The sequence below is a fragment of the Rhodoferax sediminis genome, assembly GCF_006970865.1.
Classification (GTDB): domain Bacteria; phylum Pseudomonadota; class Gammaproteobacteria; order Burkholderiales; family Burkholderiaceae_C; genus Rhodoferax_A; species Rhodoferax_A sediminis.
The window spans coordinates 3,293,264-3,311,825 of the sequence record NZ_CP035503.1; the positions used below are offsets into that span (position 1 = coordinate 3,293,264).

General features: G+C 66.8%; 13 protein-coding genes and 2 pseudogenes. 4 read left to right on the top strand and 11 right to left on the bottom strand.

Annotation, left to right across the window (positions count from 1 at the left end; genetic code table 11):
- Nucleotides 1–7 precede the first annotated feature (7 nt).
- Nucleotides 8–988, bottom strand: coding sequence for a Bug family tripartite tricarboxylate transporter substrate binding protein (locus tag EUB48_RS15920; protein WP_142820043.1), 981 nt, complete (start codon nucleotides 986–988; stop codon nucleotides 8–10).
- A 195-nt stretch (nucleotides 989–1,183) separates the two neighbouring features.
- Here EUB48_RS15920 and EUB48_RS15925 point away from each other — a divergent pair, with 195 nt between their 5' ends.
- Nucleotides 1,184–2,671 carry an aldehyde dehydrogenase family protein gene (locus tag EUB48_RS15925; protein WP_142820044.1) on the top strand — a complete coding sequence of 496 codons (1,488 nt, stop codon included), beginning with the start codon at nucleotides 1,184–1,186 and terminating at the stop codon, nucleotides 2,669–2,671.
- 2 nt (nucleotides 2,672–2,673) lie between these two features.
- Nucleotides 2,674–4,356 carry a GMC family oxidoreductase gene (locus tag EUB48_RS15930; protein ID WP_142820045.1) on the top strand — a complete coding sequence of 561 codons (1,683 nt, stop codon included), beginning with the start codon at nucleotides 2,674–2,676 and terminating at the stop codon, nucleotides 4,354–4,356.
- Between the two features lie 53 nt (nucleotides 4,357–4,409).
- Here EUB48_RS15930 and EUB48_RS15935 read toward each other — a convergent pair whose 3' ends face one another.
- The 5 genes and pseudogenes from EUB48_RS15935 to EUB48_RS15960 all read right to left on the bottom strand — a co-directional run bounded on the left by EUB48_RS15935 (nucleotide 4,410) and on the right by EUB48_RS15960 (nucleotide 9,974).
- On the bottom strand, nucleotides 4,410–5,219 hold the full coding sequence (locus EUB48_RS15935) for an alpha/beta fold hydrolase (RefSeq protein WP_142820046.1): 810 nt from the start codon (nucleotides 5,217–5,219) through the stop codon (nucleotides 4,410–4,412).
- Between the two features lie 10 nt (nucleotides 5,220–5,229).
- Nucleotides 5,230–6,219, bottom strand: coding sequence for a Bug family tripartite tricarboxylate transporter substrate binding protein (locus EUB48_RS15940; RefSeq protein WP_142820047.1), 990 nt, complete (start codon nucleotides 6,217–6,219; stop codon nucleotides 5,230–5,232).
- Nucleotides 6,216–7,111 (bottom strand): annotated as a pseudogene (locus tag EUB48_RS15945) (SMP-30/gluconolactonase/LRE family protein). The gene EUB48_RS15940 and the pseudogene EUB48_RS15945 overlap by 4 nt, the downstream one beginning before the upstream one ends.
- A gap of 119 nt (nucleotides 7,112–7,230) precedes the next feature.
- On the bottom strand, nucleotides 7,231–8,580 hold the full coding sequence (locus EUB48_RS15955) for an MmgE/PrpD family protein (protein WP_142820050.1): 1,350 nt from the start codon (nucleotides 8,578–8,580) through the stop codon (nucleotides 7,231–7,233).
- Between the two features lie 11 nt (nucleotides 8,581–8,591).
- Complete coding sequence (locus tag EUB48_RS15960) at nucleotides 8,592–9,974, bottom strand: MmgE/PrpD family protein (protein ID WP_142820051.1); 1,383 nt, start codon at nucleotides 9,972–9,974, stop codon at nucleotides 8,592–8,594.
- Between the two features lie 208 nt (nucleotides 9,975–10,182).
- On the opposite strand from EUB48_RS15960, the gene EUB48_RS15965 reads away from it, so the two are divergent.
- Both EUB48_RS15965 and EUB48_RS15970 read left to right on the top strand, forming a co-directional pair.
- The gene (locus EUB48_RS15965; protein ID WP_168226764.1) at nucleotides 10,183–11,541 is read left to right on the top strand and encodes an MmgE/PrpD family protein; all 1,359 of its coding nucleotides are present in this window, start codon (nucleotides 10,183–10,185) and stop codon (nucleotides 11,539–11,541) included.
- A 112-nt stretch (nucleotides 11,542–11,653) separates the two neighbouring features.
- Complete coding sequence (locus EUB48_RS15970) at nucleotides 11,654–12,637, top strand: Bug family tripartite tricarboxylate transporter substrate binding protein (protein ID WP_142820053.1); 984 nt, start codon at nucleotides 11,654–11,656, stop codon at nucleotides 12,635–12,637.
- Between the two features lie 98 nt (nucleotides 12,638–12,735).
- Here the strand turns inward: EUB48_RS15970 and EUB48_RS15975 are convergent, their stop codons facing one another.
- The 5 genes and pseudogenes from EUB48_RS15975 to EUB48_RS15995 form a co-directional block, all read right to left on the bottom strand.
- Entirely contained in the window at nucleotides 12,736–13,581 is an 846-nt protein-coding gene (locus EUB48_RS15975) for an oxidoreductase (RefSeq protein ID WP_142820054.1), read from the bottom strand.
- 40 nt (nucleotides 13,582–13,621) lie between these two features.
- Nucleotides 13,622–15,091 (bottom strand): NAD-dependent succinate-semialdehyde dehydrogenase, encoded by a 1,470-nt coding sequence (locus EUB48_RS15980; RefSeq protein ID WP_142820055.1) that lies wholly within the window; start codon nucleotides 15,089–15,091, stop codon nucleotides 13,622–13,624.
- Nucleotides 15,092–15,098: 7 nt separating this feature from the next.
- The gene (locus tag EUB48_RS15985) at nucleotides 15,099–17,012 is read right to left on the bottom strand and encodes an ABC transporter permease (RefSeq protein ID WP_142820056.1); all 1,914 of its coding nucleotides are present in this window, start codon (nucleotides 17,010–17,012) and stop codon (nucleotides 15,099–15,101) included.
- 33 nt (nucleotides 17,013–17,045) lie between these two features.
- A pseudogene (locus EUB48_RS15990) lies at nucleotides 17,046–17,788 on the bottom strand (ABC transporter ATP-binding protein).
- Nucleotides 17,781–18,533 carry an ABC transporter ATP-binding protein gene (locus tag EUB48_RS15995; protein ID WP_142820057.1) on the bottom strand — a complete coding sequence of 251 codons (753 nt, stop codon included), beginning with the start codon at nucleotides 18,531–18,533 and terminating at the stop codon, nucleotides 17,781–17,783. The pseudogene EUB48_RS15990 and the gene EUB48_RS15995 overlap by 8 nt, the downstream one beginning before the upstream one ends.
- Nucleotides 18,534–18,562: the final 29 nt, after the last annotated feature.

Consider the following 18,562-nt stretch of genomic DNA (forward strand, 5'->3'; position numbering starts at 1 on the left):
AATACCCTTAATCACGCTTGATGTTGGCGGCCTTGATCACCGGTTCCCAGCGGGCGATCTCCGCTTTCATCTTGCTCGTCATCACGTCCGGCCCGCCCGCGCCGCGCGAGCTGGCGCCCACGGCCGCCAGGCGTTCCTGCATGGCGGGCGTGCCGAGCGCCTTGATCATCGCGTCCTGCAGTTGCTTCACCACGGCCGGGGGCGTGTTCCTGGGCGCCAGGAAGCCCCAGTTCACCACCGGCGTGAAATCCTTGTAGCCCAGCTCCACCATCGTGGGCACGTCGGGCAGCATGGGATCGCGCTGCGTCGACGTGACGGCGAGCGCGTGCAGGTGGCCACCCCTGATGTTCGGGAGCACTTCGTTGACGCTCGAGAAATAGTAGTCGAGGCGGCCGCCGATCAGGTCCGACATCGCCGGGGCGTTGCCCTTGTAGGCGATGCTGACCGCATCGATGCCCACGTCGCGTTTGAACAGTTCGCCGGACAGGTGACTCATGGAACCCACGCCCCCGTGCCCGAAGGAAATTCCCTTGCTGTTCGCCTTTGCATACGCCACCAGGTCTGACACCTTCCGGTTAGGCGAAGTACCAGACGTTAGCAGCACCAGCGGCGCGCTGAAGGTGTAGGCGATCGGCGTGAAGTCGCGGAACAGGTCGTAGGGCACGGGCTGCAACACCGTGTTCACGGCGAGCGTCGTCGTGTACTCCATGATGGTGTAACCATCGGCTGGCGCCCTAGCCGCATATTCGGTGGCCGGGATGGCGCTGGCGCCCGGACGGTTCTCCACGATCACCTGCTGGCCGAGCGTCTGGCTCATCTGTTGCGCCAGAATGCGCGCCAGCAGGTCGCCCGAGCCGCCGGCGCCGAAGCCGACGATCATGCGCACGGGCCTGGACGGGAATTTTTCCTGGGCGATGGCCTGGCCAGCCAGCGCGAAGGTGGCCAGCCCCACCAGGCCGGCCCGAATGAAATGCGTTCTCTGTAACATAACTGTCTCCTTGGCCGCATTTTCCTGCGGGATCGTCGGCCGAGAAAGTATTGTTTTCCGACAGGGGGTATAGCTCCCCGTGATGAATGGGCCGCCACCTCCATCATTTTCAGCGATGGAGGGCCACGGAAAACAGTATTTCCGCTTCGGCTCGCTCGCTTCCTATACTGCCGCCACTACAGTGAGGATCAGTTCATGAGCGAAACATCAGCGGCGGTGCGCCCGCCTTTCCTGGCCAACCCGAACAAAGGCCATTTCATTGACGGCAAGTGGCAGCCGGCCCTGACCGGCGAGACCATCCAGACCTTCAACCCGGCCACCGGGCAGGTGCTCGCGACCCTGGCGCGCGGCCGCAAGGAAGACGTGGATGCCGCCGTCGCCTGCGCCCGCAGAACCTTCGAGGGTCCCTGGAGCCGCTTCACGCCGCACCAGCGCAACGCCCTCATGCTGCGCGTGTGCGAAGTGCTGGAGCGCAACTACGAGGAACTGGCGACGCTGGAGTCGCTGGACATGGGCGCGCCCCTCGCCCGCACCCGGGCGATGAAGAACGGCCTGATTCAGACCGTCATGTACTTCGCGAGCCAGGCGCTGAACTGGAGCGGCACGACCGTTCCCAACTCCCTCAATGGCAACTACACCACGCTGACGCTCAAGGCTCCGGTGGGCGTGGTCGGCGGCATCATCCCCTGGAACGCGCCGCTAATCAGCATGTGGTGGATCATGGGCGGCGTGCTCGCCACCGGCTGCACCGGCGTGATCAAGACGGCGGAAGATGCGTCGCTGACGGTGCTGCGCACCGCCGAATTGCTGCTGGAAGCCGGCGTGCCGCCAGGGGTGATCAACGTCGTCACCGGCCTGGGCAGCGAGGCCGGCGCCGCGCTGGCCGCGCACATGGACGTGGACCGCATCGCCTTCACCGGCTCCACGGTCACCGGGCGCGAGATCATCAAGGCCTCGGCGGGCAACATGAAGCGCATCCAGCTGGAGCTGGGCGGCAAGTCGCCGGACATCGTGTTCGCCGACGCCAACCTGGACAAGGCGGTGCCGGGCGCCGCGATGGGCGTGTTCAACAACTCCGGGCAGATCTGTTCTGCCGGCACGCGCATCTTCGTGCAGCGCGGCATCCAGGAGGAGTTCGTCGCGCGGCTGGTGGACTACACCCGGAAGATCAAGGTTGGCGATCCGTTCGACCCGGCGTCGCAGCTGGGGCCGCTGATCTCGCGCCGCCAGCTCGATCGCGTGCTGGGCTACATGAGCATCGGCCAGGAGGACGGCGCGCGCCTGGAAGTGGGCGGCAACCGTCTCGGTGCCCAGCTCGCCGAGGGCTACTTCGTCGCGCCGACGGTGTTCAATAACGTGCGCAACGACATGCGGATCGCCCGCGAGGAGATCTTCGGCCCCGTGGCTTCGGTGATTCCCTTCGACACGGTGGACGAGGCCTTGAAGCTTGGGAACGATACCGACTACGGCCTGGGCGGCGCGGTCTGGACCTCCAATGTCGGCACGATGATGAAGGCGATGCACGGCATCAAGGCCGGGAAGATGTGGATTAACTGCTACGGCCTGGCGGATCCGGCGGTGGGCTTCAGTGGCACCAAGCAGAGCGGCTACGGCATGAAAGGGGGAGCGCAGCACATCGACGGCTTCCTGTACGAGAAGAGCGTCTACATCAACGGGGACTGACCATGCAATCGAACAGCTACGACTTCATCGTGGTCGGATCCGGTTCGGCCGGCGGCGTGCTCGCCGCCCGCCTGAGCGAGAACGGCAAGTACAAGGTCCTCTGCCTCGAGGCCGGCACCAAGGACGCCAGCTACATCTGGACGCGCCCGCCGCTGGGCGTGGTGTACCTGGTGGACAACCCGCTGGTGGACTGGCGCTACGAATCTGAGCCGAATGAAACGCACGCCAACCGCAAGATCCCGGTGCCGCGCGGCAAGATGCTGGGGGGCAGCAGCTCCATCAACGCCATCGTCTACAACCGCGGCCAGAAGCTCGACTACGACACCTGGAGCGAGCTGGGCTGCAAGGGCTGGAGCTACAACGAGGTGCTGCCCTACCTGAAGAAGCTGGAAAGCACCGAGATCGGCTCGGACGAGTACCGCGGCCGCACCGGGCCGATCAAGGTCACTCAGAGCAGGAAGCTGTGCTCCTTCTTCGACCTGTTCATCCAGTCCGCGGAGGCGGCGGCCATTCCCCACAACCCGGACTACAGCGGCGAGAAGCAGGAAGGCGTGGCGATGGCGCAGCTCACTGCCTGGCACGGCGAGCGCCAGAGCACCGCGACGTCCTACCTGCAGCCGGCGCGCAAGCGGCCCAACCTGACCATCCTCACCGGCGCCGAGACCACGTCGTTGATCCTGGAGGGCAAGCGCTGCGTCGGTGTGCGCTATCGGCGCGACGGCGCGATGCACGAGGCCCGCGCGACGCGCGAGGTAATCGTCTCCACCGGCACCGCCAACACGCCCAAGCTGCTGGAGCTGTCCGGTATCGGCAACCCGGACATCCTGCGCCAGCACGGCATCCCGGTCGCGCATGAGCTGCGCGGCGTGGGCGAGAACCTGCGCGACCACTTCGCCGCCACCATGAAATGGACCTTCAACCGGCCCGGCATTTCGCTGGCGAAGAAGGGCCGGGGCTGGCGCCTGTGGCTGGAGGTGCTGCGCTGGGTGTTCCTGCGCCAGGGCCTGATCGCCCAGGGGCACGGCGCGATGCGGGTGTTCGCGCGCTCGCGCCCGGAGCTGAAGGAACCGGACGTGATGATGGTGGTCAGCCCCTACATCATCGAGCTCAAGACCGGCCGCGGCCGGCGCATGTCGGCCACCGAGGGCTTCTTCATGTACACGCACGTGCAGCGCACCGAAAGCACGGGCAACATCCACATCCGCTCGGCCGACCCATTCGCGCCGCCGCTCATCAACTTCCGTTTCCTGGAGGCGGAATACGACCGCAAGACCGCCGTGGCCGCGGTGCGCCGCGCCCGCGACATCGCCGCGGTTGCTCCGATGCGGGACCTGATCGACGCGGAGACCACCCCGGGGCCGCAGGTGCAGAGCGACGAAGCCATCCTGGACGCCATCCGCCAGACCGGCCTGCCGACGCAGCACATGGTGGGCACCTGCAAGATGGGCAACGACCCCATGGCCGTGGTGGACGAGCGCCTGCGCGTGCACGGCCTCACGGGCCTGCGGGTGGCCGATGCGTCGATCATGCCCACCATTATTTCCGGCAACACCAGCGTGCCCTGCATGATGATCGGCGAAAAGTGCGCCGACATGGTCCTCGCCGATGCTCAACGACCAGCCGCCACTGCCGCAGCTGCAACGGGCCGGCAATCAAAACGAGAGCTGGAGTCGGCCTCCTTCTGAAATGTGAACAGGCGCGCCGGGCTGATCCGGCGCGCGCCGTGCGCGGTTCATTCTCAGGCCGCGCCGAAGCGCCAGCGCAGGAAGGCGAGCACGTCATCCACACAACGCTCTGGCGCTGCGTCTGTCAGGTGGTGCGGCAGGCCTTCGTAAGTGATCAGCTGCGAATCGGGAATGCGCCGGTGCATCTCCTCGTACTGGTCGCCGCTACCGATGTTGGCCAGACCCGGACGCGCAATCAGCGTCGGGCAGCGAATTTCGTGCAGTCGCTCTGTCCAGTCCAACTGCGTCATCAGCGTGACGAAGCGACCGCCGAAGTCGACGTCTAACTTGTCGGCTTCGTCCAGAAACCATTCAATGTGCTCTGGCTCGAGCTGATCCACCGGCAGTCGGTCCCGAATGTTTTCGGCCAGGAAGTTGCGCAGTCCGATCTCCGCCACGCGCTTCAGCCACTCGCCCCACTGACTCTGCCGCAAGCCGGGCGTGGAGCTGAAGAGCATCAGGCTCTTTACCCGGTCCGGATGCGTGAGTGCGAGGTTCTGCCCGATGTACCCGCCGGCGGAGTTGCCGGCAATGTGTGCCTGCTGGCAATTCGCGTGATCCAGCAACTCGACAACGTCCTGCACCAGCCGCTCCATGTTCAGCGGCTTGTCGGGGGCAGGAAGCTCGGACGCGCCGTGGCCGCGCATGTCCATGCGCAGCACACGGTAATGGCCGGACAAGCGCGGTACCCAGGCGAAATAGCGCTTTGCGCTTCCCATGGCCGCATGCAGCAGCAGCAGGGTGTCGGGCTTGCGCCAGGGGCGCGTGGAATCATCGATGTAGTAGCTGAGCTGGATTCCGTCGCTGGTAGTAAAGCTTGACATGTGTTCCTTTCTAGTCCTCTGTGACGCCGACCTGGGCGACGATCTCGCCCCACGCCTTGTATTCGCGTTCCATGCGACTCTTGAAGGCCTCTGGCGTGCTGCCTTCTGCGGCGGCGCCGGCCGATTCGATGATCTTGCGGTTCTCGGGCACTGCGAGCGCCTTGAGCGCGGCGTCGTTGATACGCGCGACCACTTCTCGCGGCGTACCTCGCGGCACCAGCAATCCGTACCAGACCTCGGCCTGGAACCCTTTCAGGGTCTTGGCGATCGGCTCTACGTTTGGCACCAGTTCAGATGGTTCCAGCGATGCAACGCCCAGGTAGCGCAGCTTGCCGGCCTTGACGAACTCATTGATCTGCGGCGTGGTGGACGAGAGCATCAGCTTCACTTCGCCGGAGAGCAGCGCCTGCGTGATCGGGGCCATGCCCTTGTAGGGCACGTGGTTCATGCTGATGCCGGCCTGACGCATGAACTGCTCCGTGGCGAGCCGGCCGTTCGAGGCGGCGCCGGAGGACCCGAAATCGATCTGCCCGGGATGGGCCTTGGCGTAGTCGAGGAGTTCCTTGATGCTGCGCACCGGTAGTGACGGATTAGTCACCAGCACCATGGGCTGGGCCGCCAGCAGCGTGACGGGCTCGAAATCCCGGATGGGGTTGATACCCGCGCTCTTGATGATGTGCGGCGTGATCACGATGCCGTTGGTTTGCAACAGCACGGTGTAGCCATCCGCCGGTGCGCGGGCGACGAAACGCGTGGCGATCATGCCCGAAGCGCCTGTTTTCGCATCAACGACGATCGGCTGGCCAAGTTGGCTTTGCATAGCGGGCTGAAGTGTCCGTGCGATCACGTCCGTGGTCCCACCCACCGGGTACGGAATGACGACGTTCACGGGCCGGGTCGGCCATGTCTGCGCCCAGGTGAGCGCCGGCAAAGCAACTGCAGCAGCGCCGGAAGTAAGGGTCGCGAGCGCCTGGCGGCGGCTCTTGTTTGGAAATTTCATGATTTGTCTCCTGATTTGGATGGACTGCCAAAACGAGGTTCGGGCAGGCCCTTCACGCCCACATTGATGGCGAGTACGGCACCGGCCAGTGGTTCGCTGGTCGCAGTCTCCTTTGCGAGGTGCATGCTTCCGGACGTGATGAACAACGTGTCCATTGCCGGGCCACCGAAACAGACGCTGGTCGGGTGCGTAACCGGCAGCGCAACGATGCGATCGATGCGGCCGTCGGGTGCATAGCGCACGATCTGCCCACCAGCGTATTCGGCATTCCACAGGAACCCTTCGCTGTCCACACAAGAGCCATCTGGGCGACCAGGACGACCGGTGGTCTGTGCGAAAACGGTCTGATCAGAGATGACCCCGCTGTCGATGTCGAGATCGAAGCGCCAGATCGCGAACCGGCGCGTATCGGCGAAGTAGAAGAAGCGTCCGTCCGGACTGAAGGCGATGCTGTTCGGCACGATGATGTCGCCGAAGCAATGCGTCAGCGAACCATCAGGGTCCACGCGATAGAGCGAGCCACCCGGTGTGATGGACTCGTTCATCGACCCGACCCAGAAGCGGCCCTGGCGGTCGCAACGCCCGTCGTTGTAGCGTTGCGCAGGCGCCAGTTGGACCTTCCCGCGAAGTACGTCTGCGTCCCGCTCTGCGGGTCATAGGTGTCGATGCCCTCGCTGGTGGCGAGCAGCAGCCCGCCGTCCTCGCGCAAGGCAATGCTGCCAAGACGCTCGCCACGTACAACGGCGCAGTGCGTTCGGCCTGTCGACGGCTCGAACCCGTGCAGGGCGCAGCGGATCACGTCCACCCACCACAGGGTCTGCGTGCGCTCGCTCCATAGAGGCACTTCACCCAGGTGGTTGCGACCTTCGGTGATGACGGAATACTCGACCATGATGCTGAACTGTAGGTCCTTCGCGGAGCGCCGCAAACTACTGTTTTATGAGAGGGGCCATCACGGCAGGTGATGAGCAAGTCAGCGGCACAGGGTTAACCCTGGCGCTGGCTGTCCATTCAGCGATTCAGGCAGAGGGCGTCGACCAGCCGCGTGACGTCGGCGAGTTGGTCAACCGACCATATCGCCTCGAGCGTGCGGCGCGTCGCCACAGCGTCGCCCCAAGCTTCGTGGAGAGACGTGAATTTCTGTTCCAGCTCGTTGTCGCACAGCGGCTGGGCCGCATGACCCTTGGGCCATTCCTGCAGGTGGCTGTGGACGGACCCGTCCGCGCTGCTGAGCGTGACACGTGTCTGGACCTTGCCGGGGTATCCGCGCGTCAGCTCATCGGAGGCCGTCACGCGCACCTTGTCCATCAGGTGCTTCGTCAGCGCATCGTTCAATCGATCCTTCCCATACGCCGCCGAGCTCAGCCGGCCTTCCCGCAACGCCATGGCTACCGTGTACGGCAGGCTGTGGTCGGCGGTCTCACGCGTGGCCGGTGCCCACTTGCTGCTGTCGCTGCCCATGGCGCGATAGGCGGCCTCGTAGGTTTCCACGTGGATATCGACGACTTGCTCCAGGGGCACTGCCGAGCGCAACGCCAGCGCGGCATCGATCGCGGACTGGCCGTGGTAGCAGACAGGATGAAGCTTCAGATGCGTGTCCATCAGCAAGGGGCGCGTGCCCGCGCCCGGCCGCAACTCGAACTCCCCGACCAGATCGAACAGCCCGCCTTTTCCCTCGATCGGCGCCGTGGGGCCGGTGACGCCTTCGCACGCCAGCAGTGCCGCGAACACGCCGTTGCGCGCGCCGTTGGGACCCGCGCAGCCCTTCCAGTCCGACAACGTTCCGGTGCGCACGTTGTACAAGTGCAGGTTGGGTGCCAGGGCGAGCGCCAATGCATTGGCCATGCGGGCTTCGTCAAGGCTCAGCAGACGCCCGGTGCCTGCGGCAGCGCCCACTGCAGCGAAGGTGGCCTGGTCAAGCCGCCGCTCGGCGCCGGCAGCCTCGCACAGCCCGCAATAGAGTTCGTAGGCCACCACGATGGCGGCGACCAGCGCGCGGCCGGACGCCCGGTGGGCCTCGGCCACCGCCACCAGCGCCGGAATCATGTCGCTGGGATGCCCCGCGCCCCGGCCTAGCCAGGTGTCGCTGTAGTCCAGGAAGCGCACCATGGTGCCGTTGGCGAAGGCGGCCATCTCCATCGACGTGGCCGCGCCCGTGCCCCAGACCCGCGCCGGCGGCACGCCTGCGTAGTGTCGCGTGAAGGCGCGCAGCGTCTCGCACAGGGGCTCGCGAAAGGCGCCGGCCGCGCAGGCCACGCTGTCGACCAATCGCCGCTCGCATTCGTGCGCCGCCCCGGGAGGAAGCTGGTCGAAATCGGTGTCAACGGCGTAGTGCGCCAGGTGCAGGAGCGTCGCATCCATCGCGCCTCTCCTCAGCCCAGCACGCGCAGCAGTTCGGTGGCGTCGTCCAGCGCCTCTAGGTGGCGCGCCATCTCCTGGGCCTGGCGGATCTTCGCGGCCGAAGGCGCCACCGCGGCCAGGGATGCGCAGTCGCGAAACTTGTCGAACAGGTAATCCCAGTCCATGGGGCACTCGGCATCGCCCGGGACATTGTCACCGACGCGGGACAGGGTGCGGCCGTCGCGGGTGACTATGTCCAGCCGGCCCTTGGGCAGGTGGCCCTTCCAGTCGAAGCCGCGGTCGACGACCGGCACCACCTTCTCGGCGGCCGCGAGCACCTGTGGGTCCTGCAGGTTGGCGCCGAAGAAGTCCGACACCTTGACCGCTCCGCGGGTCGCCGCCACGGCCACGCAGAACGGAATGCTGAACTTGGCGTCGGCGGGCGTGGCGGGCCGGCGCCGGCTGGCGATCGGCTCGCACAACTGCTGCTGGAAGTCGCCGACGTTGACGCGGATCTCGGCGATGTCGGAGAGCGCGAGCTTGTGCTCGCCCATCAGGCCCAGCGTCGCGTGGATGAAGCCGTGCGAGGCCCCGCAGGAGGGCCAGGGCTTGAAGAGGATGGAGCCGCCGTCATAGTCGGTTCCCAGGCCCCGCAGCATCTTCGCGCGGTCGTACTTGCCCTCGAAGTAGACGTTGAAGATGCCGGCCTTGCCCTCGAACACGCTGCGGATGCCGGTGGTGCCCTTCTCGGCCAGCAGTGCCGCGAGCACCGCGCCCTTGGTGCTGAACCCCGCGTACATGCCACGCAGGTCGCTGCCCACGCCGTAGGCCAGCTCCATGGTGCCGCAGGACTGCATGCTGGCGATGCCCAGGGCATTGAGGGTCCTGTCCGCGTCGAGGCCCAGTACGCGGCAAGCGCTGGCCGCCGCCGAAAACACGCCCAGCACCGTCGTCAGGTGCCAGTCCTGCTTCCAGCTCACGTTGCGGCGCAGGCGCAGGAACATGTCCTGGCCGGCGGCCACCGCCGCGATCAGGTTGCGGCCGCTGACGCCGCCCCGGCGCTCCGCCACGGCCAGCGCCGCCGGCACGATGGAGCTGCTGGGGTGGTGGCCTTCGGGTGCGTGGTCGTCGAAATCGAGGCAGTGCGCCATTGCGCCGTTGGCGAAGGCGGCCATCACGGCCGGCACCTTGCCGCCGAAGCCGAGCACGGAGCTCTCGGCGCGCCCGCCGCCCTCGCGCACCAGTTCCGCCACCCCGTGCACGGCCGGTTCCACGCCGCTGGCCGCGAGGATCACGCCCAGCGTGTCGAGAATGCTCTTCTTGGCGCCCTCGACGGCGGCGGCGGGCAGGTCTTCGTAGCGGGTCTCGGCGGCGAAGTGGGCGAAGTCGGAGGACAGGTCGGTGGAGGTCGGCATGGTGGAATCCGCAGAGGGCGAGGGTTCAGCAGCCTGCGATTGTCCGGGCCGCCGGCGCCGGTGTCGAGTCGCTTTTTTCGCTGCCAGCGTCAGGCTCGCTTACCAGCGGGAGCGTCAGCGCAACTGACGCATGCGCGCAGGAAAGACGACTGGACGGTCGGGCCCGTGGGACCGAGACTTTGCCGTTGCCAACTGCCTACCTCCTGCCATGGATCTCGCCTACCACCTCGCCGGCAATGCCGTTTCCCGCAACTTCAGCGATCTTTCGCCGCAAACGGTGGACGCCACGGTGGATGCGCTGATCGACAGCCTTGCCTGCGCGCTCGCCGGCACCCAGTCGCCCGGCCTCGCGAAGGCCCGCGCCGCGCTCGGCCGCTGGGGCGGTGATGGCTGCTCGGTGTGGGGCGGCTTCGGCCGCGCGCCCGCGCCCTGGGCGGCGTTCCTGAACGCAGTCAGCATGCATGCGCTGGACTACGACGACACCGACGACAAGGTTCCGCTGCATGCCAATGGCCTGGTGCTGCCGCCGCTGCTGGCCGACCTGGAAGAGAACCGGCCGGACTGCGACGGCCGCGAATTCCTCACCGCGCTGGCCGTCGGGGTCGATGGCGCCATGCGCATCGGCCGCGCCGGCGGCCCGAAGGGGTCGCGCGGCTGGAACTACAGCGTGATCAGCGGCTCGGTCGGCGCGGTGCTGGCGCTGGCGCGGCTGCGCCGCTGGGACACCGAGACCACGGTGAGCGCACTCGGGCACCAGCTCACCCAGACCGCGGGGAGCCTGCAGTCGATCATCGACGGCAGCCTGGCCAAGCGCTTCCAGCCCGCGCAGATGGTCAAGAACGTCGTGCTCTCCGCGGCGCTCGCGCAGGCCGGCATCGATGGGCCGCGCAACGTCTTCGAGGGCAAGGCCGGCTTCATCAACCTGTACCAGGACGGCAAGTTCGACCGCGAGGCCGTCGAGCCGGGCCTGCAGCACTGCGCCCTGGTCAACGACCTGAGCCTGAAGCCCTATCCCGCCTGCCGCTTTACGCACGCGCCGATCGATCTGGCGTTGGAACTGCACCAGCGCGGCGTTCGCCCGCAGGACATCAAGCACATCGGCATCCGCGTGAGCGGCCAGGCCGTGAATATGGTCGGGCGCCGCTTCGACGCGAAGACGGCGGGCGTGGTCGACGCGCAGTTCAGCATTGCCTACACGGTGGCCGTAGGCCTCGCGCGCGGCGCTGTGCGCATCTCTGATTTCACCGAGGAGACGATCCGCGATCCTCGCGTGGGCGCCTTCGCGGCCGAAAAGATCACGATCGAGGCGGGCGAGGCCCTGCCGTTCCTTGGCATGGTTCCCGTGTTCTTCGATGTGGAGCTGGGTAACGGACAGCGCATCGAGCTGGCGACCGAGAACGTTGCCGGGAGCCCGGAAAAGCGAATGTCATCCGGGCAGCTTCGCGACAAGCTCATCGACTGCCTGGGCTACGGCAAGTCGCGCGTCGACCCCGACGAACTGATCGCTACGGTCAAAGGACTGCGCGAGGGCAAGCCGGTCGCATCGGTGCTGCAACTGCTGGCGTAAAGCCGGCGTGGCATCGCTTGGAGTTATTTCGAATGACAACGTCTGACGGCAGCCTGTCTTCTCGCGAAGGCGCCCTTCCTGCTTGATGTACCCGATAATTTAGGAGCAACCAATGAAAAGACGCGCATTCATCCAAACCCCTGCGGCCCTGATCGTCGGCACGACCCTGTGCTCGGCTGCCTTGTCGCAGGAACCCTTCCCCTACAAGCCGATCCGGTTCGTCATCCCGAGTGCGCCCGGCGGGGTGAGTGATGCGGTTGCCCGAGTATACGGCGAGCGCATGTCGAAGTACCTGAAACAGCCGGTGCTAATCGAGAACATGCCCGGCGCTGAAACGCTGCTGGCCGTGCGGCATGTCCTCAAGTCGCCGGCCGACGGTTATACGCTGATCGTTTCGGCCAATACCGTCGTAACCCTGCCCCATGTGGACAAGAGCGCGGGTTACAACCCCAGCGATTTCACGGGCGTGTCCTACCTGTCGAAGATGCCAATGGCGCTCGTTGTCTCCGGCCAGTCGCCGTTCAGGACGCTCGCCGAACTCGTCGCTGCAGCGAAGAAAGCACCCGGCACCATCACGTTCGCGTCGTTGGGCATCGGCACTACGTCTCACATGCCCGTGGAGCTGTTTACCCAGAGCGCCGGCATCAAGCTGCAACTGATTCCCTACAAGGGCATCCCCCTGGCAATCCCGGACGTGGTGTCCGGACGAGTCACGTTGATGATGGGGACTTCACCCTCGGTGGGAGCACTGATCAAGGCCGGCAAGCTGCGGGCGCTGGCGGTCACGTCCGAAACGCGTTCGCCGTCGTTCCCCAACACCCCGGCTTTCGCCGAGTTGGGCTACGTTGAATCGACCTATGAACTTTTCCTGGGCCTCATGGCGCCCGCCAAGATACCGCCCGCGGTCCTGAAGATCCTGTCGGATGCCGCGGAAGAGGCCAAGAACGACCTCGACCTGCGCGAGCGGCTCGAAGCCCTGGGACAGGAGCTTCCCTCCCAGACTACACCGGAGCAGTTCAACGCCTTCCTGCGCCGTGAGGAAGAGAAGATGAAGAAGCTGGTGAAGGAAGCCAACATCCAGATCAGCCGGAGCTGAGGACGGGCCGGCCTGGCCTGAACCGGCGACGCGCTCACGGCTGCTCGTCGAACCTGCGTCCTCGCCACCCGCGGGCCCGGTTCACTCGCGCCCGAGCCTCACTCGTCGACTCGGGTCGACAGCGAAAGCTCGGTCCAGCGTTCCAGTTCGGCAGCCACCGACGCGGTCTGCTCCCGCACGAGCTTGACGGCATCCTCGCCGATCGGCAGCCGCAGCGGCGGCTGCTCCGCGTCGACGAGGCGGCACAACGCCAGCCCGAACTTGGCCGGGTCGCTCGGCTGCTTGCCGTGCCGCCGCTCCTGGTACTCGGCGACGCGCTGCTTCGCGGCAGCGTAGTCCTCGCTGCCAGTGAGGCCGGTGACCAGCGAGGCCCCGGCAAAATCGCTGCGGTGCCCGCCCGGCTCCACGATCGTCACGTGGATGCCCAGGTGCTTGAGCTCCATCGCGAGTGTTTCCGAATAGCCCTCGACGGCGTGCTTGGCCGCGCAGTAGAACCCGAAGCCAACGGAGCCGGCGAAACCCGCCACGGACGACAGGTTGACGATGTGGCCCGAGCGCTGCCGCCGCATGATGGGAAGGACGGCCCGCGTCATTTCTGCGAGGCCGAAGAAATTTACCTCGAACAGGGGCCGGTACTTGTCCGCGCCCGTTTCCTCCGCGAGCGCGATCAGCCCATAGCCCGCGTTGTTAACCAGGATGTCGACGCCGCCGAAAGCGCGCTCGACCTGCGCGACCACTTCGGCACAGCGCGCGTGGTCACGCGCATCCAGATGGATGGACAGCAGCCGGTCGGGGTACTGCGCCGCGAGGCTGTGGCTGCCGTCAGTGGCGAGCACCGTGACAGCCACCCGGTCGCCGCGTTCCAGGGCGGCCTTGGCGGTGAAATAGCCGAGGCCCTTGTCCGCGCCCGTGATCAACCACGTTTTCGTCGATGTCTTCTTCATATCATTCCTTGTCGTTCCTGTCTGCAAGTGGGTGGCGTGTTCAGACCTGCGTCGTCTTCTGCAGAACCGTCTTCGTCACGAGAAAGGCTTCCAGGCTCCCCGGCCCGCTTTCGCGGCCGAGCCCGCTGTCCTTGACGCCGCCGAAAGGCGCATCCGCGCCGGGCGCGCCCATGTGGTTGATGGACAGGGCGCCGCATTCGAGCTCGCGGCCGATGCGCTCGGCATCCTCCAGCGAGTTGGTGAACGCGTAGGCCTGCAGCCCCAGGGGGAGGCTGTTGGCCAGCGCCAGCGCTTCGTCGAGGGTGTCGAACGCAACGCACAGCGCGAGCGGGCCGAACGGCTCCTCGCTCATGGCCATGGCGTCCAGCGGCACGTCGGCCAGCACGGTCGGGGCAAAGAAGCACCCCCGCTGTCCGATGCGCTGCCCGCCGGCCACCACCCGCGCGCCGCGTGCCTGCGCGTCCTGAACCAGGCCCTCGATGGCCGCCACGCGACGCGCGTTCATCAGCGGCCCGACCTGCACGCCGGCAGCGAAGCCGTCGCCGACGCGCAACTCGCGGGCGATCCGGGAGAGTTCGGAGACGAAGCTGTCGTAGACGCTGCGGTGCACGATGAAGCGCGTGGGCGAGGCGCAGATCTGGCCGGCCATCCGCATCTTCGCCGCCGCGGCCTGCTGCGCCACGTGGGCGCCGTCGACCCCTGCGCAGACCAGGACCGGGGCGTGGCCACCGAGTTCCATGAGCACCGGCTTCATGGCTTCGCCCGCGAGCTTCGACAGTTGCTTGCCCACCTGCACCGAACCGGTCAGGGTCACCATGCGGATCACCGGCGAGGCGATGAGGGTGGTCGAGATGAGCACCGGGTCGCCGAAGACGAGGTTGACGACGCCGGCGGGCAGGCCGGCCTCCTGCAGGCACTGCACGAAGGCGCAGGCAGCGCCCGGCGTGAACTCCGAGGGCTTGAGAATAACGGAGCAGCCGGCAGCGAGCGCCGCGCCGAGCTTGCGCCCCGGCGAGCTGATGGGCACGTTCCAGGGCGTGAATGCCGCCACCGGGCCGATCGGCTGCTTGAACACGAGGCGCTGCATCCGGGGCTCGGACGGCAGCACGCTGCCATAGACACGCAGTGCCTGCGCGGCCTCCCACTCGAGAAAGCCGCAGGCGCGCTCCACCTCGGTCTTGCCGTCGGCGTAGGGTTTGCCCTGCTCCAGGGTGATGGTGCGGCCGATCTCGTCGCGGCGGGCTCGCAGCAGCTCGGCCGCACACAGCAGCACCCGCGCCCGCTCCGGCGCGGGCGTGTCGCGCCAGAGCGCGAAGCCGCGGGCCGCCGACTGCAGCGCCCGCTCGAGATCGGCCGGGATAGCACCCGGCACGCTGCCCAGGACGGTGTCGTCGCTCGGATTGCGCACCTCGCAGAAGGCGGGCCGGTCGTGGATCCACTCGCCGTCCACGAAAAGGGCGATGCGCGGGTAGGCGACCTGGGGCGCGTCGGTGCTGGAAGATTGGTTCATCGGAAAGCTACTCACTGGAAGGATTCACCTGGCGGCCCTGGCCGCCCAGGCCTGTCACGCCATCGGTCGGGCCGCGCCTTGCGCGGCGGGCCTGCCACCACGCGAGCGCCTCGCCCACCAGGCCGCGGCGGAACAACATCACGCAGGCGACGAAGACCACGCCCTGCACGACGACCACCCACTCGCCGAGCGAGGCGAAGTAATACACGATGGCAAATACGATGAACGCCCCGACCACCGGGCCGTACAGAGAACCGATGCCGCCGATCAGCGCCATGAGCAGCGCTTCTCCGGACATGCTCCAGTGCATGTCCGACAGGTTGGCGCTCTGCGACACGATCGCCTTCATCGCACCGGCGAGGCCCGCCAGTGCGCCGGAGATAACGAAGGCCACGAGCTTGTAGCGGCCCGCGTTGTAGCCGAGCGAAACTGCGCGCGCCTCGTTGTCGCGCACCGCCCGCAGCACCTCGCCGAAAGGCGAGTTCACGATCCGGGCCAGCGCGAGGATGGCGAGGACGAACACCGCGCTGACCACGACGTACAGGACCTTCGGGTTCGAGAGCGGCAAGAACCCGAGCAGGTCGGTCTGCGGCACCTTCTGGATCCCGTCCTCGCCGTGCGTGAATGGAGCCTGCATCGCGGCGAAATACAGCATCTGGGCGATGGCCAGCGTGATCATGGCGAAGTAGATGCCCTGCCGGCGCAGCGCGATGAGGCCGACCGCATAGGCGAGTACGGCCGCGGCGACGACGCCCACCAGCATCGCGAGGTCGCTGGGAACGCCCCAGGCGGTCGCCAGGTGCGCCGCCGCGTAGCTGCCCGCGCCCAGGAACATGGCATGGCCGAAGGACAGCAGTCCCACATAGCCGATCAGGAAGCCGACCGACAGGGCGTAGATCGCCAGGCACATCGCCTGCATCAGCACGTAGGGAAACACGAACAGCGGGGCCACCGCGACGACCAGCAGCGCCAGGCCGCAGAAGACGAGCACGCCGCGCGGCGTCACGTCCGAGGTGTCCTCGTTCTCGATCGCATCGGCAGGCCCACTCACCACCCAGCCGAAGAGCCCCGCCGGCCGCACGATCAGCACCAGCACCATCACCAGGAAGACGGCCGTGGTCGACGCCTGGGGATAAATGAAGGAAACAAGTCCTTCCAGCAAGCCCAGGCCGAAGCCCATCACGATGCTGCCGAGGATCGATCCCATGCCGCCGATGACGACGACCGCGAAAACGATGATCAGCAGGTCGGCGCCCATCATCGGGCGCACCTGGTAGATCGGGGCGGCCAGCACGCCCGCGAGGCCGGCAAGCCCGACGCCGAAGCAGTAGGTCAGCGTGATGAGCAGGGGAACGTTGATCCCGAAGGTCCGCACGATGGTCGGGTTTTCCGTGGCGGCGCGCAGGTACGCGCCGATGCGCGTCCTCTCGATCACGTACCAGGTGCCGCCGCACACGGCCAAGGAGAACAGGACGACCCACAGCCGGTAGTAGGGCAGGAACAGGAAGGGCAGCCGGATGCCGCCGGAGAAGTGTTCCGGAGCGGAATACTGCAGGCTGGACGCGCCGAAGGTACTCTGCATCGCGCCCTGGATCACCAGCGTGAGGCCGTAGATCAGCAGCATGCCGTACAGGTGGTTCAGGTTCGCCACCCGGCGCAGGAACAGGCGCTCGGTCAGCAGGCCGACGATGCCGACGGCCAGCGGCGCGAGCAGCAGCGCCCACCAGTAGCCGAGGCCCAGGCGTCCCAGCGCCACCGCCGCGAAGGCGCCCAGCATGTACTGGGCGCCGTGGGCAAAATTGACGATGTTCAGCATGCCAAAGATGACGGCCAAGCCAAGGCTCAGCAGCGCGTAGAACGAGCCGTTCATCAGGCCCAGCAGCAGTTGGCCGAACAATGCGTTGGGCGAGAAGTCAAACATGGGCGCTCCGATCGTGCGATGTCGCTGCGTACTTCATAGCGACAGCCATTCCTGCAGGCGGCCCGACTGGGCCGGCGCATCCCGCTGTTCCACCATGCCGGCGACGCGGCCGTGTTCCATGAGGTAGAAGCGATCGGCCAGGGACATCGCGAAGGTGAGGTTCTGCTCGACCAAGAGGATCGTGAAGCCCCTGGCCTTCAGCAGCGCGATGGTGTTGGCGATCTGCTCCACGATCACCGGCGCCAGGCCTTCGGTGGGTTCGTCGAGCACCAGCAGGCGCGCGCCGGTGCGCAGGATGCGGGCGATCGCGAGCATCTGCTGCTCCCCCCCGAAAGCCGCGTGCCCTGGGTGGACAGGCGCTCCTGCAGGTTGGGAAACAGGCGGAAGATTTCCTCCACCGACAGTCCGCCCGGCGCGATCACCGGCGGCAGCATGAGGTTCTCCTCCACCGTCAGGCTGGAGAGGATTGCCCGCTCCTCCGGACAATAGCCGATGCCCATGCGGCTGATCACTTCGGGCCGTTGTCCGAGCACCTCCTTGCCGTACAGGCGGATCGAGCCGCGGCTGCGCGGCCCGATGCCGAGGATGCTCCTCAAGGTCGAGGTCTTGCCCGCGCCGTTCTTGCCCAGCAGGGACACCAGCTCGCCCTCGGCAAGCTGCAGGTCGACGCCATGGAGCACATGGCTCTCGCCATACCAGGCGTGCAGATCCTGGATCTCCAGCACCATCCGCGGCGCTGCGGCCGACGCCGGCTTCCGCTCCCGCAATTCAGGCATGGGACGACCCCAGGTAGGCCGAGCGCACCTCGGGATTCTGCGAAACCGTCGCATACGGGCCCTCCGCAATCACGCGGCCGCGCGCCATGACGGTGATCACGTCGGCTAGTTGCGCGATGACCTTGAGGTTGTGTTCGACCAGCAGGACCGTGCGTGGCCCAGCCAGCGACTTGATGAGCGCAGCCACTTGCTCGACGTCCTCCTGACCCATCCCGGCCAGCGGCTCGTCGAGCAGCAGGACGTCCGGCTCGAGCGCCAGTGTGGTGGCGATTTCGAGCGCCCGCTTGCGGCCGTACGGCAGGCGCGCGGCCCTCTCGTGCGCCCAGCGTTCGAGACCGACGGCGGCAAGCAACTCCATCGCCCGCTGGTTATGGCGGTCCAGGTCTCGATGCGAGCGCCAGAAGTGGAACGAGTGGCCGCCGCGGCGCATCAGGGCCACTCGCACGTTTTGCAGTGCCGTCAAGCGCGTGAACACCGACGAGATCTGGAACGACCTCACCATGCCCAGCGAGGCGATCTGCGCCGGGCCGGCCGCCGTGATGTCCTCGCCCCGCAGCAGGATGCGGCCTTCGGTGGGCTCCAGGAACTTGGTGAGCAGGTTGAACAAGGTCGTTTTCCCGGCGCCGTTCGGCCCGATCACGGCGTGGATGCTCCCGCGCCGGACGGCGAGGTCCACGCCGTCCACGGCCCGGATGCCGGCGAAGCTGCGCTTCAGGCCGGTGGTCTGCAGGATGAAGTCAGTCATGGCGGAAGGCGTCACCAACGGCGCAGGCC

What these genes read in the sequence shown, in the direction of transcription:
- EUB48_RS15920 (WP_142820043.1), bottom strand. Translation starts at nt 988, where the DNA reads ATGTTACAGAGAACGCATTTCATTCGGGCCGGCCTGGTGGGGCTGGCC.
- EUB48_RS15925 (WP_142820044.1), top strand. Translation starts at nt 1,184, where the DNA reads ATGAGCGAAACATCAGCGGCGGTGCGCCCGCCTTTCCTGGCCAACCCG.
- EUB48_RS15930 (WP_142820045.1), top strand. Translation starts at nt 2,674, where the DNA reads ATGCAATCGAACAGCTACGACTTCATCGTGGTCGGATCCGGTTCGGCC.
- EUB48_RS15935 (WP_142820046.1), bottom strand. Translation starts at nt 5,219, where the DNA reads ATGTCAAGCTTTACTACCAGCGACGGAATCCAGCTCAGCTACTACATC.
- EUB48_RS15940 (WP_142820047.1), bottom strand. Translation starts at nt 6,219, where the DNA reads ATGAAATTTCCAAACAAGAGCCGCCGCCAGGCGCTCGCGACCCTTACT.
- EUB48_RS15955 (WP_142820050.1), bottom strand. Translation starts at nt 8,580, where the DNA reads ATGGATGCGACGCTCCTGCACCTGGCGCACTACGCCGTTGACACCGAT.
- EUB48_RS15960 (WP_142820051.1), bottom strand. Translation starts at nt 9,974, where the DNA reads ATGCCGACCTCCACCGACCTGTCCTCCGACTTCGCCCACTTCGCCGCC.
- EUB48_RS15965 (WP_168226764.1), top strand. Translation starts at nt 10,183, where the DNA reads ATGGATCTCGCCTACCACCTCGCCGGCAATGCCGTTTCCCGCAACTTC.
- EUB48_RS15970 (WP_142820053.1), top strand. Translation starts at nt 11,654, where the DNA reads ATGAAAAGACGCGCATTCATCCAAACCCCTGCGGCCCTGATCGTCGGC.
- EUB48_RS15975 (WP_142820054.1), bottom strand. Translation starts at nt 13,581, where the DNA reads ATGAAGAAGACATCGACGAAAACGTGGTTGATCACGGGCGCGGACAAG.
- EUB48_RS15980 (WP_142820055.1), bottom strand. Translation starts at nt 15,091, where the DNA reads ATGAACCAATCTTCCAGCACCGACGCGCCCCAGGTCGCCTACCCGCGC.
- EUB48_RS15985 (WP_142820056.1), bottom strand. Translation starts at nt 17,012, where the DNA reads ATGTTTGACTTCTCGCCCAACGCATTGTTCGGCCAACTGCTGCTGGGC.
- EUB48_RS15995 (WP_142820057.1), bottom strand. Translation starts at nt 18,533, where the DNA reads ATGACTGACTTCATCCTGCAGACCACCGGCCTGAAGCGCAGCTTCGCC.